Annotated in this window: 11 protein-coding genes; 9 read left to right on the forward strand and 2 right to left on the reverse strand. The window is 58.2% G+C overall.

Translation table 11 applies throughout. The features are described from left to right. The first annotated feature begins 83 nt into the window (after positions 1-83). Positions 84-1,781 (forward strand): NAD-dependent malic enzyme, encoded by a 1,698-nt coding sequence (locus K5E19_RS04185; protein ID WP_221550126.1) that lies wholly within the window; start codon positions 84-86, stop codon positions 1,779-1,781. Between the two features lie 24 nt (positions 1,782-1,805). On the opposite strand, the gene K5E19_RS24185 is transcribed toward K5E19_RS04185, so the two are convergent. Further along, positions 1,806-2,633 carry an HNH endonuclease signature motif containing protein gene (locus tag K5E19_RS24185; RefSeq protein ID WP_260411626.1) on the reverse strand — a complete coding sequence of 276 codons (828 nt, stop codon included), beginning with the start codon at positions 2,631-2,633 and terminating at the stop codon, positions 1,806-1,808. 330 nt (positions 2,634-2,963) lie between these two features. Here K5E19_RS24185 and K5E19_RS04195 point away from each other — a divergent pair, with 330 nt between their 5' ends. From K5E19_RS04195 to K5E19_RS04230, 8 genes are all read left to right on the forward strand, one after another. Further along, positions 2,964-4,676 carry an ABC-F family ATP-binding cassette domain-containing protein gene (locus tag K5E19_RS04195; protein WP_221550127.1) on the forward strand — a complete coding sequence of 571 codons (1,713 nt, stop codon included), beginning with the start codon at positions 2,964-2,966 and terminating at the stop codon, positions 4,674-4,676. 198 nt (positions 4,677-4,874) lie between these two features. Beyond that, complete coding sequence (adhP, locus tag K5E19_RS04200; RefSeq protein ID WP_121931609.1) at positions 4,875-5,885, forward strand: alcohol dehydrogenase AdhP; 1,011 nt, start codon at positions 4,875-4,877, stop codon at positions 5,883-5,885. Between the two features lie 150 nt (positions 5,886-6,035). After that, complete coding sequence (locus K5E19_RS04205) at positions 6,036-7,655, forward strand: TIGR04028 family ABC transporter substrate-binding protein (protein ID WP_221550128.1); 1,620 nt, start codon at positions 6,036-6,038, stop codon at positions 7,653-7,655. Positions 7,656-7,665: 10 nt separating this feature from the next. Next, on the forward strand, positions 7,666-8,610 hold the full coding sequence (locus K5E19_RS04210; protein WP_221550129.1) for an ABC transporter permease: 945 nt from the start codon (positions 7,666-7,668) through the stop codon (positions 8,608-8,610). Continuing rightward, complete coding sequence (locus tag K5E19_RS04215; RefSeq protein ID WP_221550130.1) at positions 8,607-9,455, forward strand: ABC transporter permease; 849 nt, start codon at positions 8,607-8,609, stop codon at positions 9,453-9,455. The genes K5E19_RS04210 and K5E19_RS04215 overlap by 4 nt, the downstream gene beginning before the upstream one ends. Continuing rightward, the gene (locus tag K5E19_RS04220) at positions 9,455-11,062 is read left to right on the forward strand and encodes an ABC transporter ATP-binding protein (RefSeq protein ID WP_221550131.1); all 1,608 of its coding nucleotides are present in this window, start codon (positions 9,455-9,457) and stop codon (positions 11,060-11,062) included. The genes K5E19_RS04215 and K5E19_RS04220 overlap by 1 nt, the downstream gene beginning before the upstream one ends. Next, positions 11,059-12,048, forward strand: a complete 990-nt coding sequence (locus K5E19_RS04225; protein ID WP_221550132.1) for a putative FMN-dependent luciferase-like monooxygenase — start codon at positions 11,059-11,061, stop codon at positions 12,046-12,048. Before K5E19_RS04220 ends, K5E19_RS04225 begins: the two co-directional genes overlap by 4 nt. 10 nt (positions 12,049-12,058) lie before the next feature. Then, positions 12,059-13,150 carry an alkylhydroperoxidase domain protein gene (locus K5E19_RS04230; protein WP_221550133.1) on the forward strand — a complete coding sequence of 364 codons (1,092 nt, stop codon included), beginning with the start codon at positions 12,059-12,061 and terminating at the stop codon, positions 13,148-13,150. Between the two features lie 6 nt (positions 13,151-13,156). On the opposite strand, the gene araJ is transcribed toward K5E19_RS04230, so the two are convergent. After that, a complete protein-coding gene (araJ, locus tag K5E19_RS04235; RefSeq protein ID WP_221550134.1) occupies positions 13,157-14,332 on the reverse strand; it encodes an MFS transporter AraJ in 1,176 nt (391 codons plus the stop codon). Between the last annotated feature and the right edge of the window lies 1 nt (position 14,333).

Genomic DNA, 14,333 nt, shown 5'->3' on the forward strand with positions numbered 1-14,333 from the left:
GCCCGACCGCACCCCGTAGCACAGGCCAGAAAGATGACAAACAGCAGTGTCAGGGACGGATCTTCATAAAAAGAGTGAGTGACATGGACAACAAACTGAAAAAACATCGTTCCTTATACATCCCATACGCCGGACCGGTTTTACTCGAATTCCCCCTGCTCAACAAAGGCAGCGCCTTCAGCATGGAAGAGCGCGGCAGTTTTAACCTGCTAGGACTCTTGCCTGAAGTTGTTGAAACCATTGAAGAACAGGCAGAGCGCGCCTGGATCCAGTATCAGGGCTTCAAGACGGAAATCGACAAACACATCTACCTGCGCAACATCCAGGACACCAACGAAACCCTCTTCTATCGCCTGGTGCAAAACCATCTCGAAGAGATGATGCCGGTGATCTACACCCCGACGGTGGGTGCGGCCTGCGAGCGTTTCTCAGAGATCTACCGTCGTTCACGCGGGGTATTCATCTCTTATCAGAACCGTCACAACATGGACGATATTCTGCAGAACGTGCCGAACCACAATATTAAAGTCATCGTAGTGACCGACGGCGAACGTATTCTGGGTCTGGGTGACCAGGGCATTGGCGGGATGGGGATCCCAATCGGTAAGCTCTCCTTGTATACCGCCTGCGGCGGCATCAGCCCGGCGTATACCCTGCCGGTGGTGCTGGACGTTGGCACCAACAACCAGCAGCTGCTCAACGATCCGCTCTATATGGGCTGGCGTCATCCGCGTATTACCGACGACGAGTACTATCAGTTTGTCGACGATTTCATTCAGGCCGTGAAGCACCGCTGGCCAGACGTTCTGCTGCAGTTTGAAGACTTCGCGCAGAAAAACGCGATGCCGCTGCTGAACCGCTATCGCGATGAGATCTGCTCCTTTAACGACGATATCCAGGGCACCGCAGCCGTGACCGTGGGTACGCTTATCGCCGCCAGCCGCGCAGCCGGCAGCCAGCTGAGCTACCAGAAAATCGTCTTCCTGGGCGCAGGCTCTGCTGGCTGTGGTATCGCCGAGCAGATTATCGCCCAGACGCAGCGCGAAGGCTTAAGCGAAGAGCTGGCCCGCTCCCGCGTCTTTATGGTTGACCGTTTCGGCCTCCTGACCGACGGTATGCCAAACCTGCTGCCGTTCCAGACCAAGCTTGTGCAGAAGCGCGAAAACCTGAAAAACTGGGATACCGACAACGAAGTCCTTTCCCTGCTGGACGTGGTACGCAACGTGAAGCCGGATATTCTGATCGGCGTTTCCGGGCAAACCGGTCTCTTCACTGAAGAGATTATTCGCGAGATGCACAAGCACTGCGAGCGCCCTATCGTGATGCCGCTCTCCAACCCGACCTCGCGAGTGGAAGCGACGCCGCAGGACATCATCGCCTGGACAGAGGGTAACGCGCTGGTCGCGACCGGCAGTCCGTTCGATCCGGTGGTGTGGAAGGATAAAACCTATCCGATTGCCCAGTGCAACAACTCCTACATCTTCCCGGGTATTGGTCTGGGCGTGATCGCCTCCGGCGCCTCCCGCATCACCGACGAAATGCTGATGTCGGCAAGCGAAACCCTCGCGGGCTACTCGCCGCTGGTCAACAACGGTGAAGGGCTGGTGCTCCCAGAGCTGAAAGACATTCACAAGGTGTCACGCGCTATCGCGTTTGCGGTCGGTAAAATGGCACAGCAGCAGGGCGTGGCGGTGAAAACCTCTGCTGACGCGCTGCAGCAGGCCATCGACGACAACTTCTGGAAGCCTGAATACCGCAGCTATCGCCGTACCTCGATTTAAAATGTGAGTGGGCCACTGGCCCACTTATTTTTTGCTAGGTTGCCAGCTTTTATCTATCTGCGGTTCACCGTAATGCTCCTGCCGATGACAGTTAGGGCAAAGGGCAATAGCATTGTCTACGTTGTCTTCCCCATTTTCTGATAGCGGAATAATGTGATGAACTTCTAAATAATATCTCCCATCCTTCGTGCGCTGAAATGGTGCCGGGGCATCACAACATTCACAATTATTTTGAGCTCTGAGAAGTACTTCGGCCACCACATCTGGATTACGATCGTAACGCCAGACGGAAACCTGTTTTTTCGCCGGATGCACAGACGCATTTTGCAGCCGCTTTCGTCTTTCCTCAGATTGTAGTTTTAACGCCTTACTGACTTTGCCGTAAAAGTCGTTTTCATCGCGACCTGGAATATCTTCGCTGTCCACTTGCTGTTGGTTAAGTTGTTCCTCAAGGATGGCAATAACCGTCGCGTCCAGAGGCTTCTGGAATGTCCTTCCTGTTTGAGCGAAGTGATTCATGAAGCGATCCCAACGGTATTCTTTGCCCGCTGGAGGCAGAACTTTGCTTAGTTCGTGGCGATCAAGCGTAATAAAATCATCTAGCTTAGACACATCGCTCAACTGCACGCGATGGGGGTAAACGTTTCCCTCCTCGAAATCGATCCCTTCAATACGGTAAAGTCCGCAAAGCTGGTATCCCACAGATTTATGAACATTTTGGATGACAAAGACAAAGTCACCTGTTTTTACATTACTCAGCTTTTTCTCACTACTTGCACTAACACCATATCCCTTGATGTAATCGAAATTGCTGGAATTAGATGCACTGTGATAGGCGTAATAATAGGCCATACGCTCAACCTCCTTTTGGTTTCATAATGAAGGGTATCGGCATAATGACAAAATTCTTAACGTGCAATTGTGTGACATTCGATTATACTTTCGACACACATTAACCTACTGAATATATAAGGAGGCCAATTATGCTGTATCGTGAAATTTTCAATGTTTCACATACATTTGGTGATCGCACCAGCTCAAGCGTTATCGGTATCGTGCTGCGATAACTTCTGCTTGAGCGAAGACACCAACCCCTGAAATCCCTTCTCTCGGGCTTACTGAGTTATCGTCAGCGATGTTTGACGAGGCATAAACATGCCTGTAACTCTTGGGTAAGCAACAATGAGCACTTTACTCACTGCACAATCTTTACGCGTTGATACGGCGTTTGGCACGCTCTTCGACTCACTCTCCTTTACGCTGAAAAAAGGCGACCGCATTGGCCTGCTGGGCGACAACGGATGCGGCAAAAGTACGCTGCTAAAGGTGCTGGACGGCACTGACTCCCCCGCCGCTGGCACGGTAGCGCTGGCCGGACACTGCCTGATGGCGCGCGTGGAGCAACATCTACCGGACGCCATTTTCCCACTGTCCATGCTGGATGCCGTACTCGCACTGCTGCCTTTAGCTGAGCGCGATAGCCTGCGCTGGAAAGCCGAAACGCTGCTGGCGAGCATGGGCTTCACGCCGCAGGATATGATGCTGCAATCCGCCACGCTCAGCGGCGGGCAACACACCCGCCTGCTGCTGGCGCGGGCGCTGATTCACGAACCGGACCTGCTCCTGCTCGATGAGCCAAGTAACCATCTCGATTTGCCAACCCTGCTGTGGCTGGAACACTTTCTACAGAACTGGTCAGGCAGCTTCGTGCTGGTTTCGCATGACAGACAGCTGCTGGATGCCGTCACCAACGGCAGCTGGATCCTGCGCGATAAGACGCTGCACTACTTCGCCCTTCCCTGCACCGCTGCCCGCGAGGCGCTTGAAGCAAAGGATGAGAGCGACGCGCAGCGCCACAAGGCGGAGCAAAAGGAGATCGACCGCGTGACCGCCAGCGCGAAACGGCTGGCGACCTGGGGCAAGGTTTACGACAACGAAGACCTGGCCCGCAAAGCCAAACAGATGGAAAAGCAGGTCGAACGGCTGAAGGAGAGCCAGACGGCGCTCACAGCAGGCAGCCAGTGGACGTTAACCCTGCGCGGCGACGCGCTGCGGGCAGACCGTCTGCTGGAGATGGAGAACCTCAGCGTCCCGCCTGCGCCCGGGCTACCGCCGCTGTTTAACATCGACATGGCGCGGCTGAAAAGCGGCGATCGCGTGGCGATTGTCGGTCGTAACGGCTGCGGCAAATCGTCGCTGATGAGGCTTATCTGGCAACAGTTTGCCGATGAGCCCGCAGACAGCGGGTTGAAAATCCATCCGCGCGTGTCGCCAGGCTATTACGACCAGACGCTTCATCAGCTTGCGGACAACGCCACGCTGCTTGACGCACTGGAGCCGTTCGCGCCGGATCCGCAGAACCGCAAAATGGCGCTGATAAGCGCGGGTTTCCCGTGGGCGCGTCACGGGCAAACGGTCAGCACGCTCAGCGGTGGCGAACGCTCGCGCCTGCTGTTCGTTGGCCTGACGCTTGCCCGCTATAGTCTGCTGATGCTGGATGAGCCGACCAACCACCTGGACATGGAAGGCAAAGCGGCGCTGGCACAAACCCTTCAGCAGTTCGAAGGCGGCGTGCTGCTGGTCAGCCATGACCGTCAGTTAATAAGCCAAAGCTGCAACCGTTTCTGGCTGATTGAGAATGGCAAGCTGAGCGAATGGCACGATGCCGAAGCGGTGTTTGAGCGCCTGCGTGAAAGCGCGGGTCTGGTGACCACCGCCGCGCCAGTCATGAATGCGGAGACGGTTCAATCCTCGCCGTATGACGATCTGCTCGAACGGCTGGTCGCGCTGGAAACGCTGCTGGAAGACGATCTGGCGCGTAAGCCGAAGCATCAAAAGCCGCAGCTGCAGGCGCAATGGCGTAAAGAGATTGAGGAGATAGAAGCACTGCTGTAAATCTGCGCCCGGCGAGTTTCTCTCGTCGGGCCAGTATTTTCCCCCTAAATTATTAGAGGAACGCCGTATTCTTAATCTGAAATCGGCTTAAATGATGACATTATGTTGCCGCAGCCTTGCATTACCAGGCTAATGTATTAATCCTTATGGGGTACTACACCTGCTATGCAGATTCTTATCATGAACAAGGAGATACACATGAAGGCTGCTGTTGTCACTCAGGATCATCAGGTCAACGTCACCGAAAAAACCTTACGCCCGCTAAAGCACGGGGAAGCCCTGCTGAAGATGGAATGCTGTGGCGTATGCCATACCGATCTCCACGTGAAGAACGGTGATTTCGGCGATAAAACCGGGGTTATCCTGGGCCACGAAGGGATTGGTATCGTAAAAGAAGTCGGCCCTGGCGTGAAGTCGCTGAAAGTCGGCGACCGCGCAAGCGTGGCGTGGTTTTTCGAAGGCTGCGGCCACTGCGAATACTGTAATACCGGCAACGAAACTCTGTGCCGCGACGTGAAAAACGCGGGTTACTCCGTTGACGGCGGCATGGCGGAAGAGTGCATCGTCACCGCTGACTACGCCGTAAAAGTGCCGGACGGTCTGGAATCCGCGGCGGCCAGCAGTATCACCTGCGCTGGCGTTACCACCTACAAAGCGGTGAAAGTGTCCGGAATCAAACCAGGCCAGTGGATTGCGATTTACGGTCTGGGCGGGCTGGGCAACCTCGCGCTGCAGTACGCCAAAAACGTCTTTAACGCCAAAGTCATCGCCCTTGACGTTAACGACGAACAGCTGAAGCTGGCGGCCAGCATGGGTGCGGATTTAACCATCAACTCCCGAAGTGAAGATGCCGCGAAAATTGTGCAGGAGAAAACCGGCGGCGCGCATGCCGCAGTCGTCACTGCCGTTGCAAAAGCGGCATTCAACTCAGCCGTTGATGCCGTGCGTGCCGGTGGCCGCGTGGTTGCGGTTGGTCTGCCGCCGGAAGCAATGAGCCTCGACATTCCGCGTCTGGTGCTGGACGGCATTCAGGTTGTCGGTTCGCTGGTCGGCACCCGTCAGGATCTGCAGGAAGCCTTCCAGTTCGCCGCGGAAGGTAAGGTTGTGCCGAAAGTGACGATGCGCCCTCTGGAGGACATCAACGCCATCTTTAAAGAGATGGAACAGGGCCAGATCCGTGGCCGTATGGTGATCGACCTGCGTTCATAAGCGATCATCTTTTATCACCGCTCCTCTCCGGGGCGGTTTTTTTTATAGCCATTTTCCGGCAATCCTTATCTTAATTCCTTTGTTCCCTTGTTTTCCCCCGCGCCCGATGATGAATCCGACGCTAACAAGAAGATAACAAAGGAATTCACCATGCAAACCCCATTTCGTCTGCCGCTGCTGACGGCGCTGATTCTGGCGACAACCGCAGCCTGGGCAGCAGATGCGCCCGTCAAAGGCGGCACGCTGATTTATCTGGAGCAACAGGCGCACACCAACCTCTATCCGCCCGCCGGTGGCTTTTACCCGAACGGCGGTATTCTGAATCAAATCACCGACAAGCTGACGTGGCAGAACCCAAAGACGCTGCAGGTGGAACCCTGGGTGGCAGAAAGCTGGACCACCAACGCCGATAAAACCGAATACACCTTTAAACTTCGTCCCGACATCACCTTCTCCGACGGCACGCCGCTGGACGCGAACGCCGTGGCGAAAAATTTTGATACCTACGGTTTAGGTAATAAGGCGCAGCGCCTGCCGGTGTCAGAAGTGATCAATAACTACGATCGCAGCGAAGTCATCGACCCGCTGACCGTGAAGTTCTACTTCAAAAAACCGTCGCCGGGTTTCCTGCAAGGCACCGCCACCATTGGCTCGGGTCTGGTTTCGCTCAGCACGCTGAAGCGCAACTTCGAAGAGCTGGGGGATGCCCGCCATATCATTGGCTCCGGCCCGTTTGTGGTGAAGGACGAGAAACTGGGCCGTGAAGTGACGCTCGAAGCGCGCAAAGACTATCAGTGGGGCCCCAAAAATCTGGCGCAACAGGGGCCAGCCAATCTCGATGGCATTAAGTTTATCGTCACTCAGGAAGACAGCGTACGCGTCGGCGCCCTGCTGGCCGGTCAGGCCGACATTATTCGCCAGGTGCAGGCGTATGACGAAAAGCAGGCGACAGACCAGGGTTATAAGATCTACGCCGCCCCGACGCGCGGGGTGAACGACAGCATCAGCTTCCGCCCGGATAATCCGCTGGTCTCTGATATTCGCGTACGCCAGGCGCTGCTGCATGCCACCAATGCCAAACAGGTGGTCGAGACCCTCTTCTCGGCCAACTATCCGCAGGCGAAGTCAGTGATTGCCGATTCCGCCGCAGGCTTTGTCGATCTCAGCGATAAATTGACCTTTGACCCGGCTAAAGCCAACCGGCTGCTGGACGAGGCAGGCTGGAAAGCAGGCGGCGACGGGATCCGTGCCAAAAACGGCCAACGTCTGGCACTGACGGTGTATGAATCCCTGCCGCAGCCGCAAAACAAAGAGGTGCTGCAGCTGGTTGCCCAGCAGTGGCGCCAGGTGGGCGTGGCGCTGAGCGTCAAAGCCGGTGACGCAGGCAGCCGCACGCTGGATAACCTCGACCCGCTGAAAACCCCGTTAACCGTCTCCGAAGTCGGCCGCGCCGATCCTGACGTGGTGAAAAGCATGTTCTACCCGGCTAACCGCGACGCGCTGCTGCAAAAAGGCGGATCAAGCGACAAGGTCAAAAACTTCCGAGACGACAAGCTGAATGAACTGCTGGTGAACATTTCGGCTGAGGTCGATCCGCAAAAACGCCTGCAACTGGCGGGGGACGCCCAGCGCTACCTGCTGGATAACGCCTACGTCATTCCGATTTTCGAAGAGCCGCAGGTCTTTGCCGGTGCGCCGTGGCTGAAAGGCGTCAATTTTGAAGCGGTAGGCCGCCCGTCGTTCTACGGCGCGTGGATTGAGAAACACTGAGGAGCTGACGATGCGCCACGCACTTCTTCAACGCTTTGGGCACGGGCTGCTGGTGCTGTGGGCCGCCTTTACCCTCTCGTTCGTGTTGCTCCAGGTGCTGCCGGGCGACGCGGTGCTGATTAAATTTCAGAACCCGGACCTGGGCTTAAGCCCGGCGCAAATCGAGGAGATGCGCGTGGCCTACGGCGCGGACAGCCCGCTGTGGCAGCAATACGGCCACACGCTGCTGGCGATGCTGCGCGGGGATTTCGGCTATTCGTTACAGGCCGGAGTGCCGGTCAGCGAGCTGATTGCCAGCAATCTGCCGGATACCCTGAGCCTCGCTCTGCCCGCGTTTGTGCTCGCGGTCCTGCTGGCGTTTGCGTTGGCCTTTGCCTCCCGCCTGCCGGGTCTGCGCTGGCTGAGTAATACCCTCCAGTCTTTACCCGTGCTGTTTATCTCGCTGCCCACCTTCTGGCTTGGCATTGCCCTGATTCAGCTTTTCTCTTTCCAGCTGCGGCTGATCCCGGTAATTAACCCGACGCCGCTGCAGGGACTGATCCTTCCGATCGTGACCGTCGCGATCCCGATCTCCGCCCCGCTGGCACAAATTCTGATGCGCAGTCTGGACCAGGTGACGACGCAGCCGTTTGTCGCCGTCGCCCGTGCTAAAGGGTTGAGTGAAACCGCCGTCCTGTGGCGTCACGTTACCGGCAACGCCCTGCTGCCGGTCCTGAACATTGCCGGGCTGCTGCTGGGCGAGCTGATTGCCGGGGCGCTGATCACCGAGACCGTTTTTGGCCGCAGCGGGCTCGGACAGCTGACCCAGCAGGCGGTGAATAACCAGGATATCGCCGTACTTCAGGCGGTAGTGATGATTTCTGCCCTGGGTTTTGTCCTGATCAATCTGCTGGTGGATCTGCTGATGCCGCTGCTGGATCCCCGTCTGCAAACCGTTACCGGAGGTGCATCATGAGTCTGGTCGATTACGCTGCCGCCGCGCGAAAACGCGTTCCCGTGTGGCAGGGAGTGGAATGGCAGCCGGGATTGTGGCTGGCATGGGGGGTGATTATTCTCGCCGCTTTTGCCGCCGTGGCGCCCGGCCTGGTAACCCACTACAGCCCGATTGAGGGCATCGCCGGGGCACAACGCCTGGCGCCGCAGGCGGGACACTGGCTCGGCACCGATCAGCTTGGCCGCGATGTTTACACGCGTATTGTCTACGGTGCATCACACTCCCTGAGCGCGGCGCTGGCCGCCGTGACGATGGGTCTGGTGGTCGGTACCGGCTTAGGGGTGATCGCCGGGGCGTTCGCCGGACGCGTCGAGTCTCTGCTGATGCGTTTTGTTGACGTGCTGCTGTCCATCCCGTCCCTGCTGCTCTCGCTGACGGTGATTATTCTGCTCGGGTTTGGCACCGTTAACGCCGCGATTGCCGTCGGCGTGGCCTCCATTGCCAGCTTCGCCCGCCTCGCGCGCGGTGAAGTGGTGCGCATCCGGCACACGGATTACGTCGAGGCGGCGTTTGGCAGCGGCGGGACGTTTTTCGCCGTGCTGTGGCGACACATCCTGCCCAACGCCTTAACCGCCGTCCTTGCCTTTGCCACGCTGCAGTTTGGACAGGCCATCCTGGCGCTCTCCACGCTGAGCTTTCTCGGCTACGGCACCCCGCCGCCCGTGCCGGAATGGGGCTTACTGATTGCCGAAGGCCGTAACTATCTCTCTACCGCCTGGTGGCTCACCACCTTCCCCGGCGCGGTTGTCATCGCCGTGGTGCTGGCCACCAACCGTATCAGCCAACAGTTCAGCGGAGGTCGCTAGTGACCGTACTCTCAGTGGAAAATTTGACGATCAGCTACCGTACCGCGCGCCAGTGGCGAGAGGTGGTGCATAACGTCAGCTTCACGCTCTGGCGAGGGGAAATGCTGGCGTTTGTCGGCGAATCCGGATCCGGCAAAACAACCACGGCACAGGCGATCATTGGCCTGCTGGCTGACAACGCCCGGCGCGATGCGGGAAAAATATCGCTCAACGGCGAGGAGATTAGCCGATGGTCCGCGAAGCGTCTCGATACTCTTCGCGGGGCGCGAATTAGCCTGGTTCCGCAGGATCCGGGTAATTCGCTTAACCCGGTGAAAACCATCGGTGCGCAGGTCGGAGAAATTATTCAGCTACACCAGAAAGTGACCCGCGCCGAGCGCGACGAGCAGGTGCTCGCCCTGCTGACAAAGGTCGGCCTGAGCCACCCCGAACAGCGCATGACGCAGTATCCCCATCAGCTCTCCGGCGGGATGAAACAGCGCGTGTTGATTGCCATCGCCATTGCCCTGCGCCCGGATGTGATCGTTGCCGATGAGCCGACCAGCGCGCTGGATGTAACGGTGCAAAAACGCATTCTCGATCTGCTGGATATCCTGCGCCGGGAATCGGGAACCGCCGTTCTGTTTGTGACTCACGATCTGGCGCTGGCCGCACAGCGCGCCGACAGGCTGCTGGTGTTCCGCCACGGTGAAGTGCAGGAGCACGGCGCGACCGATGATATCGTCCGCGCCCCGCAGCATGCCTATACCCGCCAGCTGTTAAGCGATTTACAGGGCCAGCGACTGACTATCGCGCCAGTCTCGGGGCGCTCGCTCGCCTCGCCTGCCATTCGCGCGCTGTCCATCAGCAAGCAGTTCTCGCTGGGCAAAGGGCATCGGCTTCAGGCGCTGGACGACGTCAGCTTTGACGTGACGCGCGGCAGCACGCACGCGTTGGTCGGCGAATCGGGATCCGGGAAAACCACCCTCGCCCGTATTTTGCTCGGTTTTGAACAGGCCGACCGCGGGCAGGTCATCATTGATGATATTGATGCCACCGCGCTCAGCCGGGAGGCCCGCCGTCAGCTGCGCCAGAAGATCCAGTTTGTCTACCAGAACCCGTTTGCCTCTCTCGACCCGCGTCAGACGCTGTTCGAGATCATCGAAGAGCCCCTGAAGAATTTTTCTCGCCTCGGTAAGGCGGAGCGAAAGGTCCAGGTGGAGACAGTGGCGCAGTGGGTTGCCCTGCCCGTCGAACTCCTTACCCGCACCGCCCGGGAACTTTCAGGCGGACAGCGTCAGCGCGTTGCTATCGCCCGGGCGCTAATCCTGGAGCCGACCATTCTGGTGCTGGATGAAGCCACCTCCGCGCTGGACGTCACCGTGCAGGCGCAGATTCTGGCTCTGCTTCAGCAACTGCAGCAGCAGCTGGGATTGACCTACCTCTTTATCACGCACGATCTGTCTACCGTCCGCCGGATCGCCCACAGCGTCACGGTGCTGCGCAGCGGTCAGGTGGTCGAACAGGGCGACGTCGGAACCTTATTCGCGTCGCCGCAGAACGATTATACCCGCGAGCTGATTGACGCCATTCCCCATTTTTCACCCGCAACGGAGGAGTTCGCATGACGCGAAAACGCCTGGGGTTTTTCACCCGCCTGCTTGACGACGCTACGCCGAAGGAGCGCTATCGTCTGGCAACTGAACAGATCCGCCACGCCGAACGCCACGGTTTTGACAGCGCCTGGATTGCGCAGCACCACTTCCACGAAAATGAGGGCGGCCTGCCGTCGCCGCTGCTGTTTCTGGCGCACGTCGCCGCGCATACCGAAACCATCCGTCTGGGCACGGCCATCATCACCCTGCCGATGGAAAACCCGCTGCGCGTCGCGGAAGATGCCGCCGTGCTGGATTTACTCGCCGATGGCCGTCTTGAAGTCGGTTTTGGTTCCGGCGGCACGCCGACCTCTTTTCTGCCCTTTGGCCTGACGTTTGAAGAACGCGGCGCGGCCTTCGCTGACCATTTGCACACGATCCAGAGCGCCTGGCGCGGGGATTCGCTTACCCATCCGGATAACCACCTTTATCCGCCTGCGCCACAGCTGGCCGACCGTATCTGGATTGCCACCTTCTCCGTTGACGGTGCCGCGCGCGCCGCGCGGGCCGGACACGGTTTAATGCTCTCCCGCACGCAGCCGCGCCCGGCAGATCGGCTGGATTTAACGCTCGACCAGATCCAGAACCCGATTGTTGACGCCTATCTTGACGCGCTACCCGCCGGTATCGCGCCTCGGATCCTGGCCTCCCGCACGGCGTTCGTCGCCGACAGCGATGACTATGCGCTGAAGGTGGCGACGCCGGGCTTAACCCGACAGGCGCAGCAGCATCGCGCGGCGGGACACCAGGTAACAGGTGACACCGTCACGGATTATCGCAGGCAATTCGATGCGCATATTGGGTCGCCGGAAACGGTACTGAACTCGCTTAAAGCGGACAGCGTACTGGCCCGCGCCACGGATATCTCATTCCAGGTGCATTCGGTAGAACCGTCGCACCAGGACACCCTACGATCGATTGAACTGATTGCAGAACATATCGCCCCCCACATTGTTTGAGGAGACACGTATGGCTTTAAGTCAGGATATTCTCGCCGAACTGGCGGAAATCGTGCCCGGTTCGCCGCTGGCCGAGGCGCGGGCCACGCGGGACGCCGCCACGCGTCACGCTCAGGGCAGTTATGAAATTTTATTCAGCCAGCAGGATGCGGCATTTGTGCGGGATGAACGCTTTGCCGTGGCGGCGAAGGTCGCAAAATGGCACAACGCAGAGGCGCTGGCGGCGCACTATGCCGGATTTGGGCTGGCCGATCCGACCTCCGGGCGCCTGACCGCTGCGCTGAACTTTGCCCGCCTGCTCACCTTCTCTCCGGTCGACGCCACACCCGGCGCATTACAGGCGCTTGTAAAGGCGGGATGGAGCAAAGAAGGCATTGTCACCCTTGCTCAACTGATCGCCTTCGTCAGCTTCCAGAGCCGACTTATTGCCGGGCTTCGTTTACTGAACGATAAACCCATCGCAGCCAGCGATACGCCCGTCGCGGCGGGGGCATGGCACACCCACGCTGCCACTGCCACCGGTAAATCGGCCCCCGTCGCGTTCACCCAGCAGGAACTGGGCTGGGAGCCATGGATTGCCGCTAAACCTCTGGCAGAATTTAACGATGATGAAGTGGCCATTCTCGCCAAATTTGGCCATACGGAATCTGACTATTTCCGCCTGCTGGGCCGCAATCTGCCGGTTCTGGAACAGCGCACGTTAACGGATAAAGGGATTTTTTACACGCCCGGAGGATTACCGCGTGCTGAACGCGAGCTGGCCGCGACGGTAGCCAGTAAAATCAACGGCTGCATTTACTGCGCATCTGTCCATGCGCGCAAAGCGAGCCAGCTGTCAAAGGACGACGGCGCGGTGGAAACCCTTCTGGCCGTCAGGCCGGGGCGCTCTCTGAGCGAGGGGCAGTCTGCGCGCTGGCAGGCGGAAATCAACTATGCGGCGGCGCTGTCGGTCACGCCACCGGCCGCCACGCCGGGCCATCTGGCTGAGCTGGAAAAACAGAAGCTGGATACGCTTGAACAGCTCGATCTGCTGCAATCCGCCGCGTTCTTTGCCTGGGCCAACCGTCTGATGTTGACCCTGGGTGAGCCCTGGCTTGCCTGAAAAAAATCAGGCCAGCGCGCGCGCGTTGGCCTGACGTTTTTTGGCGCAGAGATGGCCATACATCAACAGCGAGGTCATCGCAGCGAAGGACAACAACGCCGCTGGCAGCGTGACATAGCTCCAGCTAAAGCCGAGCGTAATCATCATCCCGCCAAAGTATGCCCCTACCGCGCTACCCAGATTAAAGGCCATCTGTCCGCCCGCCGCACCCAGCATTTCACCCCCTTTCGCATTCTGCAGCAGAAGAATTTGCAGCGGTGCGGAAAGTGCAAACAGGCCTGCACAGCAGACAAAGCCCATGACCAGCGAGGCCGTTTTCAGTTCGCCAAAGGCGAAAAGCAGCAGCAGTGTGGCAACAATCACCATGTCGGTGGTGGCCGCAATGCGCAGCGGGCTAAAACGCCCCGAGAGTTTACCGCTCAGCAGATTGCCCAGCACCATGCCAAGCCCCATCAGCATCATGATGACGGTCATCGTGCCTTCGGTGAAGCCGGATACATTGACCATAAACGGCTTAACGAAGCTGAACCACGCGAAGACACCGGCGTTGCCAAACATGGTGGCGGCAAAAATCAGCCAGGGTTCTGGTTTTTTCAGAAAGTGGAACTGCTCGGTCAATTTGATCTCGGATTTATCGTGCAGCGTCGGCACCCACAGCAACACGGAGAGGATCACCAGCACATCAAAGGCAGCAATGAGGAAAAAGGTGTAGCGCCAGCTGTACTCATGCCCAAGCCACGTCCCGAGCGGTACGCCGACAAGATTGGCAACGGTCATTCCGGCGATCATACCGGCCACCGCGATCGTGACTTTTCCCGGCGGCGCAATTTTGGAGAGGATTATCGCCCCTACGCCGAAAATCGCGCCGTGTGGGAAACCAGAAATTAAGCGGCCTGTTGCCAGCCCGACGTAAGAATGCGAAATGCTGAACACGGCATTCCCGATGACGCACATCGCCACTAAGAACAGTAATGTTGTTTTCAGCGAGAACCGGCTGGAAAACAGCGCCACAATCGGTGCGCCGATCACCACGCCGAAGGCGTAAAAGGAGATCATGTTTCCGGCGGAGGGAATCGAAATCCCGGTGTCCTTCGCCAGTTCCGTCAACACGCCCATCACGCCGAATTCGGCCATTCCCAGACCAAACGTACCAAGCGCCAACGAAAAGATTGTTTTTTTCATA

This window comes from Enterobacter sp. RIT637 (assembly GCF_019718755.1).
Lineage (GTDB): Bacteria > Pseudomonadota > Gammaproteobacteria > Enterobacterales > Enterobacteriaceae > Enterobacter.